Source organism: Sorangium sp. So ce128, from assembly GCF_051525245.1.
Classification (GTDB): Bacteria; Myxococcota_A; Polyangia; order Polyangiales; family Polyangiaceae; genus Sorangium; species Sorangium cellulosum_B.
The window spans coordinates 10,653,661-10,668,483 of record NZ_CP150313.1 but is presented as its reverse complement, the minus strand read 5'-3'; the positions used below and the strand labels follow the sequence as shown (position 1 = coordinate 10,668,483).

Annotated in this window: 15 protein-coding genes; 6 read left to right on the top strand and 9 right to left on the bottom strand. The window is 68.2% G+C overall.

The features are described from left to right. Window positions 1-66 precede the first annotated feature (66 nt). A complete protein-coding gene (locus tag WME82_RS40475; RefSeq protein WP_438039677.1) occupies window positions 67-462 on the bottom strand; it encodes a hypothetical protein in 396 nt (131 codons plus the stop codon). A gap of 75 nt (window positions 463-537) precedes the next feature. Next, on the bottom strand, window positions 538-2,502 hold the full coding sequence (locus tag WME82_RS40470) for a S9 family peptidase (RefSeq protein WP_438039676.1): 1,965 nt from the start codon (window positions 2,500-2,502) through the stop codon (window positions 538-540). Between the two features lie 237 nt (window positions 2,503-2,739). Between WME82_RS40470 and WME82_RS40465 the strand changes: the two genes are divergently transcribed. Beyond that, window positions 2,740-3,183 (top strand): hypothetical protein, encoded by a 444-nt coding sequence (locus WME82_RS40465; RefSeq protein WP_438039675.1) that lies wholly within the window; start codon window positions 2,740-2,742, stop codon window positions 3,181-3,183. Window positions 3,184-3,317: 134 nt separating this feature from the next. Here WME82_RS40465 and WME82_RS40460 read toward each other — a convergent pair whose 3' ends face one another. Continuing rightward, complete coding sequence (locus tag WME82_RS40460) at window positions 3,318-4,001, bottom strand: hypothetical protein (protein WP_438039674.1); 684 nt, start codon at window positions 3,999-4,001, stop codon at window positions 3,318-3,320. Between the two features lie 249 nt (window positions 4,002-4,250). Between WME82_RS40460 and WME82_RS40455 the strand changes: the two genes are divergently transcribed. Beyond that, window positions 4,251-4,673 (top strand): Mu transposase domain-containing protein, encoded by a 423-nt coding sequence (locus WME82_RS40455; protein WP_438039673.1) that lies wholly within the window; start codon window positions 4,251-4,253, stop codon window positions 4,671-4,673. A 978-nt stretch (window positions 4,674-5,651) separates the two neighbouring features. Then, on the top strand, window positions 5,652-6,089 hold the full coding sequence (locus WME82_RS40450) for a hypothetical protein (RefSeq protein WP_438039672.1): 438 nt from the start codon (window positions 5,652-5,654) through the stop codon (window positions 6,087-6,089). Window positions 6,090-6,260: 171 nt separating this feature from the next. On the opposite strand, the gene WME82_RS40445 is transcribed toward WME82_RS40450, so the two are convergent. Further along, on the bottom strand, window positions 6,261-7,157 hold the full coding sequence (locus WME82_RS40445) for a LysR family transcriptional regulator (protein ID WP_438039671.1): 897 nt from the start codon (window positions 7,155-7,157) through the stop codon (window positions 6,261-6,263). Between WME82_RS40445 and WME82_RS40440 the strand changes: the two genes are divergently transcribed. Then, the gene (locus tag WME82_RS40440; protein ID WP_438039670.1) at window positions 7,156-7,845 is read left to right on the top strand and encodes an NADPH-dependent F420 reductase; all 690 of its coding nucleotides are present in this window, start codon (window positions 7,156-7,158) and stop codon (window positions 7,843-7,845) included. The two genes, WME82_RS40445 and WME82_RS40440, sit on opposite strands and share 2 nt — an antisense overlap. 98 nt (window positions 7,846-7,943) lie before the next feature. Here WME82_RS40440 and WME82_RS40435 read toward each other — a convergent pair whose 3' ends face one another. Beyond that, a complete protein-coding gene (locus WME82_RS40435; RefSeq protein WP_438039669.1) occupies window positions 7,944-8,933 on the bottom strand; it encodes an AraC family transcriptional regulator in 990 nt (329 codons plus the stop codon). A 71-nt stretch (window positions 8,934-9,004) separates the two neighbouring features. Between WME82_RS40435 and WME82_RS40430 the strand changes: the two genes are divergently transcribed. Both WME82_RS40430 and WME82_RS40425 read left to right on the top strand, forming a co-directional pair. Beyond that, window positions 9,005-9,934, top strand: a complete 930-nt coding sequence (locus WME82_RS40430) for a zinc-binding dehydrogenase (RefSeq protein ID WP_438039668.1) — start codon at window positions 9,005-9,007, stop codon at window positions 9,932-9,934. Next, window positions 9,931-10,659, top strand: coding sequence for an SDR family oxidoreductase (locus WME82_RS40425; protein ID WP_438039667.1), 729 nt, complete (start codon window positions 9,931-9,933; stop codon window positions 10,657-10,659). Before WME82_RS40430 ends, WME82_RS40425 begins: the two co-directional genes overlap by 4 nt. Window positions 10,660-10,710: 51 nt before the next feature. Here the strand turns inward: WME82_RS40425 and WME82_RS40420 are convergent, their stop codons facing one another. The 4 genes from WME82_RS40420 to WME82_RS40405 form a co-directional block, all read right to left on the bottom strand. Next, complete coding sequence (locus WME82_RS40420) at window positions 10,711-11,097, bottom strand: VOC family protein (RefSeq protein ID WP_438039666.1); 387 nt, start codon at window positions 11,095-11,097, stop codon at window positions 10,711-10,713. A gap of 108 nt (window positions 11,098-11,205) precedes the next feature. Then, window positions 11,206-11,814 (bottom strand): GyrI-like domain-containing protein, encoded by a 609-nt coding sequence (locus WME82_RS40415; RefSeq protein ID WP_438039665.1) that lies wholly within the window; start codon window positions 11,812-11,814, stop codon window positions 11,206-11,208. Between the two features lie 215 nt (window positions 11,815-12,029). Then, on the bottom strand, window positions 12,030-12,893 hold the full coding sequence (locus WME82_RS40410; RefSeq protein WP_438039664.1) for an alpha/beta fold hydrolase: 864 nt from the start codon (window positions 12,891-12,893) through the stop codon (window positions 12,030-12,032). A 608-nt stretch (window positions 12,894-13,501) separates the two neighbouring features. Next, entirely contained in the window at window positions 13,502-14,515 is a 1,014-nt protein-coding gene (locus WME82_RS40405) for a DUF7638 domain-containing protein (RefSeq protein WP_438039663.1), read from the bottom strand. Window positions 14,516-14,823 lie beyond the last annotated feature (308 nt).

The following is a 14,823-nucleotide window of genomic DNA, read 5'->3' as shown; positions in this document are numbered from 1 at the left end:
TGGTCGTCTCCTCCCCATCTGGTCCTCGAGGTCGTCGAGCGGGAGGCCCTCGGGATCTCCCGCAGGCTACATGTCCGAGAACTCGATCTTCTCGAGCTCGAGGAGCAGCGCGAGGTTCGCGGGATCGGTGCGCGACGGCGTGAAGCCGATCCACCGGAGGCCGCTGGCCCTCGCCCTCTCCCATGTCGCGCGGCATGCCGCGAACCATTCACGAATGAACTCGTCCTGGCTATCTCGGAACTCTTCCGGCCGGTACATCATGGATCGATAGGACTGGAGCATCATGATCTTCGTGAACGTGGACAGCTCGATGTCGCGCGGCTTTTCATCCGACCAGGTCAGCATCCCCTTGGTCAGCTCGTAGCCGACCCTCGCGTCCGGATCCTCCGTGAGCGCCTCGATCTTCGCCCGGTCGGCGGGCGGGAACAGATCGTTCGAGTCACTGTCGAACAAGTCGTTCATTCGACGAGCGTATCCAGGTGTCCATACCGCGTCCAGAGGCCGCGCGCCTCCGCTTGGCGGCCGCGCGCGTCGCGGTCAGGCCGCGTCCGGAGCGCGGTCTCTCGCGCAGTAGCGCTCGATCCACTCGGCGATGCGGCGGCTATAGAACACGCGGTGGCTCGGCTTGCCGTGCTCGGCGAGGTGGTGGTCGCCGCCAGGAAAGCGGATGAACTCGACGGGCGCCTTGCCCGAACGCGCGAGCGCCGCGAAGAGCTCCTCCGACTGGCCGATGGGGCAGCGGTGGTCCTCCTCGCCGCACAGGATCAGGGTGGGCGTCGTGGCCTCGCCGGCCAAGGACACCGGCGAGAGCTTGCGGTAGAGCTCTCGCTTGTCGAACGGCTCTCCTCGCATATCGTGGGGATCGACGTAGTAGCCGGTGTCGGACGTCCCGAAATGGGACTCGAGGTTCGCCACCGGCGCGCCCGAGACGGCGGCGCGGAAGCGCTTCGTCTTGCCGATCGCCCACGCGGCCATGAAGCCGCCGTACGACTTGCCCGCGATGGCGACGCGATCGCCGTCGACCGTGCCCTCGGCGACCAGCTCGTCGATGGTGGCGAGGTGCTCCGGTAAATCGCGCTCGCCCCAGCGCCCCCGCAGACGATCGGCGAACTCCTTTCCTTGTCCGGCCGAGCCGACCGGGTTCAAGGACAGGACGGCCCACCCGCGGGACACCAGCACATACCAGTACGGCCGGTACGTGAAGCCGAACTCGACAGAGGCGTGCGGGCCCCCGTGCACATGGACGAGCAGCGGTAAGGGGCCCCCTCCGCCTCCCGGCGGCAGCATCAGGAGGCCGACGTTCTTCATCCCCGACGCGCCAGCGAACTCCCGCAGCGAGACGTCGGGCCACGCGCGATCCTCGCCCCATGCCTCGTTGACGTCGATGAGGAGCCGCGCGTCCGAGCCGTCCCAGCGCGCGCTCCCGAGCAGGCCGCAGAGGCGCATGGTGCTCCACAGGAACGCGATGGCTCCGGCGCTGGGCGCCGCGCTGATCTGCGTGATCTGACGATCATCCGAGATGGCCTTGCGGAGCGCGCGCTGCTCGACCGAGACCAGCGCGACCTCCGAGGTGTTTTCGGTCGCGAGCACCACCGCGATCTCGCGCCCGTCCGCGGACCACGCCGGGGGCATCAGCTTGCCGAGCGGGAAGCTCGCGACCTCCGTGTCCTCCGAGGTGACCATGCGCGGCTCGGCCTCGCCGCGCGCGTCGACGACCCAGACGTGCAGCCGCGAGGCGCCGTCCTCGCGCGGGCCGTAGAAGGCGAGGGTGCGCCCGTCCGGCGACCAGGAGGGCATCGTGGCGAGCGGGCAGCTGCGCGTCACCTGCCGGAGCCCTTCGCCCGAGGGCGTCATCACCCAGAGGTCGCTGCAGTGGGCGTCGCGGGGGCCCTCCCGCGTCCGGCTGAACGCGATGAGGCGCCCGTCGGGCGACCACGCCGGGTCGCTCTCGTTCGCGTCACCGCGCGTGATCTGCCGCGCCTCGCCCCCGTCGGCAGGAACGATGAAGAGGTGCGTCCGGCGGTCCAGCACGAACCCCACCCCATCGCTCTTGTACAAGGCCCTCGTCACCACCCGCGGAGCCCCCGGCGGCGCATCGGAGGCGACCTTCGCCGAGAGGACCAGGACAGCGCCGTCAGGCGACCAGGCCGGGAGACCGGCGCCCGACTTGAGGTCGGTCAGCCGCCTCGCCTCGCCGCCGTCGATCCGGATCACATAGAGCTGCGCCGGGCCGCCGTCCCGATCCGAGAGGAAGGCGATCCGAGAGGAGTCGGGAGAGAAGCGGGGGCTCTCGTTCGTGTCCGAGCCGAACGTGATCTGCCGGGGAGCGCCTCCGCTCGCGGGGATCAGCCACAGGTTGGAGACGTAGGTGTCTGCCTCGGCGTCGATCTCCTCGAGGACATAAACGATCCAGCGGCCGTCGGGCGAGAGGACCATCTCGGCAACAAGCTTGAACGACAGCAGGTCGTCTGGCTCGAAGCGGCGAGCGTGGGGATGTCGCATGGTACAGAAAGGCGAACCGGGGGGGCCGATGTCAAGACCTCCCCGGAGCGGCAAGGATCTCGCGAGACCATGCGCCGCGTACGGTGGACGGGATGGCACCTAGGGAACTGGCATCTTTCCGACAGGAGCGCCGACAGGCTCATGCGCTCGTCGCGGTCCACGGCGCGGAACATCCGCGACTCGACCTCTACCCCGCGCTTCAGACGCTCGGCCTCGTCCACGGGCGCCGGCGCAGCGTTGCTGCTCGTCCTGGCCGGCGCCTCGGCAGCACGGGTACAACCCCAGACGCCGGACAGGTCCGCGGCCAATGTAGCAGGCTGCCGCCTCCTGAAACTCGGCCTTGGTCAGCGGAGGGCGCAGGAGCGCCGTTCCGGCGGGAACGAGGCCGCCGGAGACGGCGCTGGCCATGGCCGGGAGGCCCGCCTCGACCGGGCGCGGGGCGGGCCGGAACCTGGCGGCTGGCTCGCCTCGCGGGCGCTGCCCGAGGATGCGCCGGGCGAGCTCGTGGACGGGTTGCTCGTGGAGGAAGCCGATCGGTTCGGCGCAGAGGAGGGCGGCACGCCGGAGGAAGACCAGGAGATCTCGCTGCGGCAGCCCGCCGGCCGTGCCGGCTCAGTCGTGGTCGTCGTTGCCCAGATGCATGACGATGTCGTCTCAGATCATTCAGGGCAGGGGGCTTGAGCTTCGTCGGCTGGCTGAGCCGCTCGTGCTTCAGATAGAGCTCCGGTGCGGTGAACAGGCGCTTTCCTGCGCGCCGTGGAGCTCTACCTGGGCACGCCCACGGCGCATTCGATCAGGTGGCGAAAGCGGCGTGATCAGTTGATGACATTGAGCCAGATCGGAGTGGTCTCGACCCGGAGACTCGTCCGCAGCCAGTCGTCGCAATTGTCGGCATGCGCGCATTGGTATGCTCGTGCAGCGACCCGAACTTTGTACTTTCCATCGAGAGGCGTTGAGCTTAGATTTCCGTAGTCGGCGCCAACGCCAATTGAACTGTTACTCCAGACGCCTACGCAAGAAGTGCCAGTCCAGAGTCCATCAGTCACGGCAGTCTCGGTGGAAGACGGATCGGTGGTGTTGCTGTTCCAGATGTAGGTTCCGACAAGGAGGTGCATGCGTTCGCAGTCCGTTTCGTTCGTTATGTCGCTCCAGACGTTTCCTCCCTGGAACGTTGTGTTGATGTAGAGATTGCGCGTGCCATCCCCTGCGGGGAGGTTCGTGTATTCGACGATGTACTGATAAGGGCAGGCACCCGAGGTGTAAGTCCAGTCTGGGCTCGTTTGTGTGCCAAGGGTCGAGCGGCTGATCCCGTCGGCAGATTGCCAGAATAGACCCGACATAGCGACAGTTCCGCAATCTGGCTCTCCGAGTGCCTGTTGAGCGGTGCCAAGGTCGTCGTCGCCATCACCGCCGAGCGCCTCCGGATTGTACGAACCACCTTCGACGCAACCGATGGCGCTAGCAGACAGGACCGTAACGGCAAGTAGAAGCTTTCTCATGTTCTCGTATGTTCCTCGACGAACGGATGGTTTTGCAGTCGCGCCGATGGACCTCTACGGGGACCATGCACGCGCCGCGGTTTGCGTATTACAGAGTTCGTGCCAAGCCCTGGGCCTCGGAACGTGCTCTTGCCCGGGACACCGAGGAGCAGGGGGAGCACGTCACGGCGCTGGCCGTGACATGTCACAGCTCTGGCCGTGACATGTCACGTGACATGTCACGTGACATGTCACAGCTCTGGCCGTGACATGTCACGCTGCATCGGACCCGGCTCGCTCGACGACGCGATCGCGGCCCTGATCGGCGTGGGGGCCGGGGTGAGCCGTAAACGCCGGCGATCGCGTGGCCGCGATCTTCACCGGCCCGACGCGGGACGCGATGATCACCGACACCAGAAGCTGGACGGCTGCCGGCGCACGGCGTTCGAGAGCATCGGCAAGCCCGTGATGCGGCCGCCGCCGGCGCGGCGGTACGAGCTAGCCGACTGGAAGCACGCCAAGGTCAACATCGATTACTGCGTCGCCTACGACGACCGCCTCTACAGCGCATCGTACGCGCTGGTGGGCGCCCGCGTGGAGATCCGGGCGACGGCATCGGTCGTGGAGCTGTTGCACGGCGGCGTGCGCGCGCGTCGCACGCCCGCAGCTACGGGCCGAAGGGGACGGCGGTGATTGCCGATGAGCACCGTCCCAGGGCTCATCGCGATTAGGGCAAGTGGCCGCCGGAGCGGGTGGTCGCGTGGGCCGAGGCGGTCGGCCCGAACGTCGGCGCAAGATCTCCAGGAGGCCGGCGCTCAGATCTGCTTCGATGACATCGACGCTCGCCAGCTTGACGAACCCCTGACCCAGATCGATCTCGTAAGGGACGACGGTCCCAGTCCAGTCCCTCCCTCCGCAGTCCGTGCTCGCCTCGGGATGGCGGACATGAACCGTGTCGTCCATGGCGTTGGGGCCGGACTGGATCAGGTAACCATGGCAAACCCCTCGCGACCCGTAGCGGATCAGGGGGCCACGTTGTCGTTCACCACCGGATCGAGATCATGTTTCTGTGGATGATCGAGAACGACGGTACCGACCAGATAGACGATGACATCCCGGCGGCCCTGCACGTCGTCATCGAAGAAGCGCCCATAGCCGTCGCGGCGCTGTCTCCGCGCTCAGGACGCGGGCTTGCTCTTTGCAGCCAGTGCGTCGCTGAGCTTGCCGATGCGCGCCCGCGCCTCCGGCGCGAACCAGTGATCGAGGAAGCGCCCGCATCGACGCCGCCGCCGCGTCGATGCGCGCGAGGACGGGCGCCACCATGTCGGCCTCGACGGCGCGCTGCTGGTTCTTTGGCACAGCGCCCGCCCGCCGAACTATCAGAAAAGCCGGTCGATGACGAGCGGTCGCAGGAAACAGCAGCAATTTTGATGGTTCCGCCCGTTTCGCCGCCCAGGGCGGCTCCGGTATGGCCCAACGGCGGCGCCCTCTGCCGCCGCGTCGCCCGCGGTGAAGGGCTCGCGGCATCACCGGTCCCACCGTACAGCCACGCTGCACGCGCTGGTTGGCATGGAGAACCTCGAGCGATCCGCATTCCTCCGGGAAAAGTGACGCTGTATCAGTAACTTATCGATGCATCGACGGGGCCGCGTTCACTCCACAGCCTGCGGGGTGAGCGCCGCGCTGCAACGGAGAGTCTTCGCTTGCGCCACCGATCTGTCACGAGCGCGGATCACGCTGTTTCCCAGGAACATGCGGATCGATCCACCAGCCGCACTGGGACGACACACCGTGACCCTGTACCTCGGGCCCGCGGAGGACGAAGGCCCCGAGGCCAGCGAGTCGTTTGGCGAAGCCATCTGGTTCGACCGCCAGGATCCACGATCCATTCGCCGCGCCCAGGAGATCATCAAGGACCGGCTGCGGCTCTCGGTCGCACCGACGCTGTGCGACGAGCCTTCGCCTGGCCTCGGGGCAGCGTTGGGCAGGATCCTCGCGGCCCTCGTCAACGTGCTCGAGCGCTGGCATCGGCGCCACGCCAGGGAAACCCACCTTGAGCTCGAGCCTCGAAGGACGGGATCGAGCCGCAAGACATCTCCATCCTGTTAGAGCGTGTCGGCAAACCTGAACAGATAGGCGTTTCGGACTCCGTGAGGTACGTGCTGGTGACCTCGTCCCACGGCCGAGTGCTGTCCTGAGAGTACGAAGGCGGACTCGCCGCCCTGACCGAGCGGCCGGCGCGCGCCGGGCTCGTGGTCGCCTGAGCGGCATGGACGGCGCTCATCCATCTGCGAGCGCGAGAGGTCGCTGGGCGATGACGTCCACCAGGTAGTCGCGCAGGGCCGTCACTTTGCGCGGCACGTGCTGGGCCGGCGGGTAGACGAAGAAGAGAGTTCCGACGGTCTGCTTCCAGCTCGGAACCAGCCGTACCAGCCGCCCTGCGAGCACGTCCTCGTGTGCCAGGTAGCCGGGCAGCACGGCGAGCCCCGCGGCCATCCGCACCATGCCGTGGGCAAGCAGCAGATCATCGGTGGAGACGCGCGGCGATGGCGGGTCTTGCAGCTCCTTCGGAAGGCGGCGCAAGTCGGAGAAGGACACCCAGCGGTGCTTGGCGCAGTCGGCCAGCGAGCGCGGCGCACCGAATTGCGCGACGTAGTTGGGCGCAGCAAAGATCCCCAGATCCACGGCGCCGAGTCGACGCGCAACCAGGCTCGAGTCCTTGAGCTTGGGAGCGAGGCGCAGGGCGGCGTCGAAGCCCTCCGCGGCGAGATCGGTCACCTGGTTCGAGGGGCGCACGTCGAGATTCACGCCCGGGTAGCGGATCAGGAACTGGGCGAACGTCGCCACGAGAAAGGTCAGCGCCATGTCCCTGGGGGCGGTGATGCGCAGCGTTCCGGACGGCTCGGGCTCCTGCTCCGGCAGGCTGCCCGTGAGCTGCCGGAAGGCGGCCAGGACGGGGCGCGCCTGCTCGTAAAAGGCGATGCCGGCCGTGGTGAGCTGCACATCGCGTGCGGTCCGATGGAAGAGCTGCACGCCGAGCGCCTGCTCGAGGGCCGTGACCGAGCGGCTGACGGAAGACTTGGGAGCGCCCAGCTTGCGGGCGGCTGCAGAAATGCTGCCGTTCTCGGCGACCGCCACGAAGAAGGGCAGGAGGTTCCAATCCGGCGTTCCAGGCATGGAACGCTCCTACCACTTTCTGCACCCTGCCGACCACTCCGGAACGATACTAGGCTGGCTCTCGACACCTCACGCAACCAAGGAGCGGAACATGGGTACGCGCAAGATCGCCATCATCGGCAAGGGAAACGTCGGAAGTGCCATCCAGAGCGGCGCCGCGAAGGCGGGCTACGAGGTTCGCACCACCGGCTCCGATCCCGGCGAGGTCCGGGCCGCCGGCAGCTGGGGCGACATCATCGTCCTGGCCATCCCGGCCCCGGCGCGCGCCGACGCGATCGAGAAGCTCGGCAACGTCGAGGGCAAGACCCTCGTCGACCCGACCAACCTGCTGAATGCCGACTGGAGCTACGCGGGCGACCTGAACAAGAGCGGCGCCGAGCAGGTCCAGGAGTGGGCCCGGGGTGCGCGCGTCGTCAAGGCCTTCAACACCGTGTTCGCGCAGAACATGGCCAGCGGGAAGGTCGACGGCGAGTCCTTGAGCCTGCTCGTCGCGGGTGACCACGACGATGCCAAGAAGCAGGTGCTCGAGCTCGGCAAGGCGCTCGGCTTCGAGAGCGTCGATGCAGGCCCGCTGGCGAATGCCCGCTACCTGGAAGCGCTGGGCTTTCTCAACATCCAGCTGGGCTACGGCACGACGAAGTACGGCGCGAACATCGGCTTCAAGGTGATCGGCAAGCTCGCAAAGTAGCGGATCGCCATCGCTGCCGCCGCCAGGCGGAGAGGGGGTGAGGCGCCTGGGTCGTCGCGCGAGGTGCTATCCCTCTCTCTCCGTCCGTGCCATTCCCGTCAGGGATCCGTGGCGCGCGGGACCCGGGAGCCCTCGTCGCGACCCTGCCGCCGCAAGGCGCTCGGCGGCACGCCCGAGAATCGCTTGAACGCACGGCTGAAGGCCGCCTCGGAGTCATAGCCGAGCCGCGCGGCCGCCTCGGCGACGGTCACGCGGTCGTCGCGCAGCCAGCCGCTCGCGACGTGCATGCGCCAGCGCGCGAGATAGCGCGCCGGCGGCACGCCGACCACCGCCGCGAAGCGCTCCGAGAAGATGGAGCGCGACATCCCCGCCACGTCGGCGAGCGACTCCACCGACCACGGCTCGCCCGGGCGCCGGTGGATCGCGGCGAGCGCGCGGCCGATCTGCGGGTCTCGTATGGCGGCGAGCCAGCCCTCCGTCTCCTCCGTGCGCGACTCGACCCACGCGCGGACTACCCTCGTGATCACCACGTCCGCGAGGCGTGTCATCACCGTCGCGGCGCCGACGCGGCGCCTGAGCACCTCGTCTGCCATGGCGTCGAGGAGCGCCGGCAGCACCGCGTCCTCGGCGCCGCCGCCCCGCACGAGGAGCAGCGGAGGCATCAGCTCGAGGAGCGGATTCACGGCGGGCTGGGCGAACCCCACGCTGCAGCAAACGAGGATCGTCCGCGCGCCCGCGCCGCCGGCGCGCATGTCGAACACCCGGTCGCCGATCTCCTCGAGCGGCATCTCCTCGAGCGGCTTCACGCGCCCGCGTGCCCTGTCCGCGAGCGCGTGGCCCGTCCCGCGCGGCAGGAGCGCGACGTCGCCCGCGTGGAGCTCCAGCCACCCGCGCTTCGGCGCGCGCAGCCAGCAGCCGCCCGAGACGACGAAATGGAACCGCGCCTGCGGCACCGGGGGGAGGTCGATGCCCCAGGGGCGCGTCAGCTCGCAGCGACCATAGGAGCCCTCCGAGAGCCGGAGGTCCTGGAGCACCTCGCTCAGCGCGTCGGGCGAGAGCGCCTCCGGGTCGGACGAACGGGCAAGCATTGGAGACAAACTAGCATGGAACGTCCGCCGCGCCGGGCGCACGTTGCGGCGCAGGAGGCGTGAAGAACACCATGCGTGCGCTTGTTTATGATCCCAGCCAGCCACGAGGCCTTCGCTTTGCGGAGGTGCCGCCCCCGGCCCCGGCGCCGTCGCAGGCGCTCATCGAGGTCCACGCTGTCTCGCTGAACTTCGGCGAGGTCGCGTTCCTGTCCGACCTGCGCAAGCCCGGCGAGGTGCCGGGGTGGGACGCCGCCGGCGTCGTGGTCCGCGCGGCCGCCGACGGGTTCGGGCCGAAGGAGGGGGCGCGCGTCGCGTCGTTCGCCTGGAACGGCGGCGCGTGGGCCGAGCTGCGCGCGGTCGACACGTCCGACCTCGGCGTCGTGCCGGACTCGGTCGATCTCGGCGCGGCCAGCACGATCCCGGTGGCGGGCGTGACGGCGCTGCGTGCGCTGCGCGCCCTCGGGCCGGTGGTGGGGCGCCGTGTCCTCGTCACGGGCGCCTCGGGCGGCGTCGGCCGCTACGCCGTCCAGCTCGCGCGCCGCGCCGGCGCGCACGTCGTGGCCGCTGTCGGGAGCGCCGCGCGCGGCGAGGGGCTGCGCGAGGTCGGCGCCGACGAGGTGGTCGTCGGCCTGGACGCGGTGAAGGAGCCTGTCTTCGGCGTGCTCGACAACGTCGGCGGCGCGCAGCTCGCCCGGGCGCTGAGCCTCGTGGAGCGCGGCGGCTCGGTGCAGAGCATCGGTATGGCGTCGGGCGAGCCGAGCACCATCGACTTCGAGCAGGAGCGGCGGCGCGGGGGGAGCCGGCGCGTCGAGGTCTTCGTCGTGGGCGCCGGCTTCGGGCCGGACATCACCTACCTGGCCTCGCTGCTCGAGCGGCGAGAGCTCGACCCGCAGATCGGGTTTCGCGGCGGCTTCGAGCGCGCGGCGGAGGCGGCCCAGGCGCTGCTCGATCGGCGGGTGGCGGGCAAGGCGGTGCTGGATCTCCGGAGGGAAGGGCGATGAGCGAGCTATCGAGTCAGACCGTGGCCGTCGTCGGCGCGAGCTCGGGGATCGGGCTCGCCACGGCGCGTGCGGCGGCGGCGCGGGGCGCCCGCGTGATCCTGCTCAGCCGCTCGCAGGCGAGGCTCGACGAGGCCGCGGCGAGCGTCACCGGGGGGACGACACGCGCGGTCGCCATGGACATGCTGGACGCCGCCGCCGTGGATCGCGCGATGGCGGTGATCGCGTCGATCGGGGGCATCGATCATCTGGTGCTCACCGCGGTCGCGGACGAGCTGGCCAGTCGCGCGCCGATAAGGGCGCTGACCGCCGAGCAGGTCGAGCGCAGCTTCGACAAGCTGCGCGGGTTCGTGAACGTCCTGCGCGCGGCCGCGCCGCTCCTCCGCGAGCGCGGCTCGGTCACGCTCGTGGCCGGCGCCTCGGCGGAGAGGCCGCCGCGAGAGGGGTTCTCGGTCCTCGCCGCCGCGAGCGGGTCGATCCTGAGCTTCGGAAAGGCGCTGGCGCTGGAGCTCGCGCCGATCCGCGTCAATGTGCTGATGGCGGGCGTCGTCGACACGGCCATTCACGCCGGGCGGCGGGAGCAGATGAAGGCCTGGGCCGAGAAGGACCTGCCCGTCCGGCGCTTCGGCCAGCCCGAGGACATCGCCCACGCCATCGAGTTCCTGATGACCAACCCGTACATGACCGGCCACACGCTCACCGTCGACGGTGGCTTCGTCGCGATCTGAGGAGACCACGGCAGCGAGCGACCATCTTCGTGCTGAGGCCGCTTGCGCTGGTCATTGGCCGGCAGGCGGCTGCCAGAGCTCTACCTTGTTTCCTTCCGGATCGATGACCCAGGCAAACTTCCCGTACTCGGAATCGTCGATCTTCTCGAGAACGTTGCAGCCTTCTTCGCGTAAGACCTTGACGAGGGCGTGGAGATCCTCGACCCGGTAGTTGACCATGAACGTCGCAGCGCTGGGCGCAAACTGGTCGCCTTGCGCAGAAGCAATGGACCAGACGGTTGTTCCGGCGACCGGCTTCCCTTCGCCGTCGGTCCAGGTAAAAGCCGTGTCGCCCCATTCCTGGACATCGATCCCGAGGTGCCGCTTGTACCAAGCCTGTAGCGCCGGAGCGTCTTTGGCTTTGAAGAAGATGCCGCCAATGCCAGTGACTCGCTTCATAGAACCTCCGAGGACGGGTGGTGGTGAGGGAGAGCGTGTTTTCTGCGACCTGACGCCTGAGTTGATCCGTGCCGCGGAGCGGCGTCGGCTCGAGCGATCTGTTGACCATCACGCCATGGGTTGGCGGATGATGGTCTTCCACTTGGCCGGATCGGCGCGACGTATGTCGCTCAGATACACCTCGTGGTGCTTTCCTGCAAGCGCCGAGCGCGCAACGATAAAATCATGGACTCGCTGAATGGTCGGCCCTTCTTCGGTGAAGGGGCCAATGTGAAGTATCTGAGCGCATGACCCTTCGGTGAAGCTCTCCAGCCTGAGCGCGTCCAGCGCGGGGAGCGCCTTCTTCCGCCTCACTTCCACCATGGCCGCCTGAATCACCGCCTCCGCAACGAAATGAGGCTGCATGATCATCATCGTCCATTTCCACCGTGACCTGTCGTTGGAGGTGAAGGCGGACATGTCATCCGACCACCAGAGGCCTTCAAGAGGCATGACCGCGTAGTCGATCCCTTGCGCCCCCTTCTTCACCATGAATTTCGTCGTGTAGGCAACGGAGAATAGCGTTTCCACGGCCTCGGCATACTCCCGTGATGTGTTGGGATCGCCCTTGCCGTCGATCATGAGGAACCGAAATGTCGGCACTTCAACCTGAACCACCTCCTTCGCGGATGCCTGGTAGAGATGTTTGAGTTCCCTCTTGAGATCAACTTTCGACACGAATGCACCTGATGATGGCTAGCGTGTTGTGCTTCAGCTGGGGCGCGTGAGCGCCGTGGGATGCGAGCGCCGGTCAGGCGCCTCTTGCTGACCGGCAAAGCTCCTCCAGAGCGGGGTACGTCGACGCAAGATGCTCCCGGCTCGTCGACGGGCCGGCGTCCGCGTCACGCGCCCGGAATCCAGCTGCCGACCGTCGGGCTCACGGTGTGCGCGTCCTAACGCAGCCCCTCCACGCGCCTGACGAAGGCGCTCATCAACGCGGCGCATTCGGCCGGATGGGTCTCCAGCAGGAAATGCGGGCCGTCGAGGATGTGCGCCTCCATGCGCGGGAGCGCCTTCATCCAGGAGAGGGTCTCCTCGAGATCGAAGAAGATATCGTGCCGCCCCCACAGCATCAGCGCCGGGGGTTGCCAGCGAGCGAGATAATCGGCGATCTCCCCGAACCGCGCGACATGGCTGCGATAGTCGAGCACCAGCGCACGCTGCGTCTCGAGCCGGCCGGGGAGCGACATGATCCGCCAGTCCTCCTCCCACAGCCTGGGATCGATGCGCTCGGCGATGTCCCGGGGCACGCCGCCCAGATATTGGTCGCGCGTCCCCTCGAAGGTCAGGTGCGCGGTCGCCTCGGCTTGCCGCTCCGGCGTGGGATCGTCCCAATAGGCCCTGGTCGCCGACCATTGCGGCCCCATCCCGCTCTCATGGGCATTGGCATTCTGGACGATGAGGCTGCTTATCCTGCGCGGCGCGCGCGTGGCGAGATGAAGTCCTACCGCCGTTCCATAATCGTGGAGGTAGAGGTGGAAGGACCCGGCTCCGAGCCGCGCGAGCAGTCCGTCGATCATGTCCGCGAAACGCGAGAATGAGGGGCGCTCGACCGGCTCGGAGCCGCCGAACCCCGGAAGGTCCGGGGTGATCACGAAGCAGTCCCGCGCGAGGGTGTCGATTACGTTCCGGAACGATTCCGAGGAGCTTGGAAAGCCGTGGATCAGGAGAATGGCCGGCTTCTCCCGATCGCCCGCCAGGCGGACCGCCATTTCGGCACCTTCAATCTCGAACCTCACCAGCTCCGGTTTTCTCATCACACCTGGTTCCTTCGATGCCTTCAATCGTCTGACGGGCCGCCCGGCAGAAGGTGACACGCCCTTCGCGCACCGGCCACTGTCTCCCCCTTCAAGCGGCCTATTTCACCTGCCCTGCGCTGCCTGACGGCTTGCGGGTGAGCCGCGAAGCCCGCCGAGGCCGACGTCCCATCGTGCCACGCCCGTCCGGCCTGTCGCAAGGCTTCGGTCATCCACGCCGCAGGCTTCGTCGGCTCCAGCCGCTTGTTCGCCGAGCCCGGTTCCGGTCGTCATTTCAGCAGGGATACGAACCGGTTGAGTATCGGACTGATCTGCGGAAGCTCGGGGAGCCTCGAAAGTCGGCGATATCAAGCAGATGATCGCGAACCGCTGTGTCCGGCAGATCGGCCGCGACCAGGATTTCAACCTCGGCTCCTGCGACTGCGAGCCGCAGGGTGCGGCTCAGGGGACCGGGACGTCGCGGCTCGCCCGGCCTACAGGGGGGAGCAGGTTCGTGTGCTTCGGGCTCATCCGCGTCGTTCGGCTCCCTGCGGCGTACTTTCGTACGCCTCACTCGCGTGCCTAGCGGCTGAGCCCCGTATCACACGAACCTGCTCCCCGCTGTAGCATTACTCATCCTTCGGCTTCGGGACTCGGATCTCCGGGAGGTTCTTCTCGCCCGACGCGCGTGCGACCACACGGTGGCTCCAACCTTCGATCTCCTTTTCCCCGTAGAGGATCATGCGTACGCCGACGTCCCTCGTGTCCATGTCGCCGACGTAGCGGCGGTTGTGTTCGGGCACAGCCTCGTACGCCGCGCGAAGCGCTTCACGGTGCGCGACGGTCGGATCGGCGAGGTACGTTTCGTAGGCGGTGCGGCAGCGCGCGATGGAGCCTGGGCGGCCGTTCAGTTTGTCGAGCAGGTCCGAGACCTCGCGGAGCTGCTCGCGGGGATCCGTGCCGTAATGCTCCGCCTGGACGACGAACGACCCGAGGCCATGGATGTGGACGCGGGCGCCCTCCGGCACCGAGCCGACGATCCTGCCGGCCTCGACCATGCTGCGGAGGGCAGCGACGTCCAGCGCGTCGGGAGACGGAAGGCGCCCCAGCTCGACGACACCATCGGCGAAGACGCGGAGGCTCGCGAGGTGGTACTCGCCGTCGTGAACGAGGACCGAGATCCGGTCCCCCGGGACGCGCTCGGAGAACGCGCACGTGGGATCAACGACGCGTACGGGCCGCTCTTGCGACGTGCCGAGGATGGAAACGCGCACACCGCCGACCATCTCGACCGTGCGCCCGTGGCAGTCGTGGAGGTTCTCCATCCGCGGGTTGAGCTGACGCACCAGCGCGAGAACCCGCTCGAACAGGCCATCGGCGTCGATCTCCCACCGGCCGCCCGTGGTGGTCCACGCCGCAAGGCCGTGTACCGACACCTCGGCGGGGTCCGAGGTGTGCGGCGTGACCCAGCCGGAGCGGAGCCGGTCACGAAAGAGCGCGAGGTCAAGGAGCTCCCAGCAGTCGACGAGGCCGTCCGCGAAGACGGGAAGGTCGACGAAGAAGAACGTCGGCCCGTTATGGATGAACGCGGGCGTGACAATGCCGTCGATCGTCTTGGTGCGCGAAACGCGGTCGGCCGCCATGGAGATGCATCCTACGCCTTCTGCTCGTCGTGGGCTCGGTGCATCCTTGCATCCCGCGGACTGCTCGGGGGGCGCGCTTCCCGCCTGGCCGCCTTGGCATGATGCCGGCCCGCCGAACGACTGCGGTTCTGCCGTCGGGCACCTGGGCCGCGAAGCCCGGCGCAGGTGCACCGCCGGCAGCAGCCGCCGGGTCAGGCGGCACTGTGCCGCGAGAAATCCGCCGGGATGGGCACAGGCTCAACCACCGAGGCCACGCCGCGTACGGTCCCGTGAAGACACCAAGTTGGGAGTCCGCATCGACGGCGAAC

Bases quoted from the DNA above. Each gene is read 5' to 3' on its own strand.
- WME82_RS40475 (WP_438039677.1), bottom strand. From the start codon at position 462: ATGAACGACTTGTTCGACAGTGACTCGAACGATCTGTTCCCGCCCGCC.
- WME82_RS40470 (WP_438039676.1), bottom strand. From the start codon at position 2,502: ATGCGACATCCCCACGCTCGCCGCTTCGAGCCAGACGACCTGCTGTCG.
- WME82_RS40460 (WP_438039674.1), bottom strand. From the start codon at position 4,001: ATGAGAAAGCTTCTACTTGCCGTTACGGTCCTGTCTGCTAGCGCCATC.
- WME82_RS40455 (WP_438039673.1), top strand. From the start codon at position 4,251: ATGTCACGCTGCATCGGACCCGGCTCGCTCGACGACGCGATCGCGGCC.
- WME82_RS40440 (WP_438039670.1), top strand. From the start codon at position 7,156: ATGGAACGCTCCTACCACTTTCTGCACCCTGCCGACCACTCCGGAACG.
- WME82_RS40445 (WP_438039671.1), bottom strand. From the start codon at position 7,157: ATGCCTGGAACGCCGGATTGGAACCTCCTGCCCTTCTTCGTGGCGGTC.
- WME82_RS40435 (WP_438039669.1), bottom strand. From the start codon at position 8,933: ATGCTTGCCCGTTCGTCCGACCCGGAGGCGCTCTCGCCCGACGCGCTG.
- WME82_RS40430 (WP_438039668.1), top strand. From the start codon at position 9,005: ATGCGTGCGCTTGTTTATGATCCCAGCCAGCCACGAGGCCTTCGCTTT.
- WME82_RS40425 (WP_438039667.1), top strand. From the start codon at position 9,931: ATGAGCGAGCTATCGAGTCAGACCGTGGCCGTCGTCGGCGCGAGCTCG.
- WME82_RS40420 (WP_438039666.1), bottom strand. From the start codon at position 11,097: ATGAAGCGAGTCACTGGCATTGGCGGCATCTTCTTCAAAGCCAAAGAC.
- WME82_RS40410 (WP_438039664.1), bottom strand. From the start codon at position 12,893: ATGAGAAAACCGGAGCTGGTGAGGTTCGAGATTGAAGGTGCCGAAATG.
- WME82_RS40405 (WP_438039663.1), bottom strand. From the start codon at position 14,515: ATGGCGGCCGACCGCGTTTCGCGCACCAAGACGATCGACGGCATTGTC.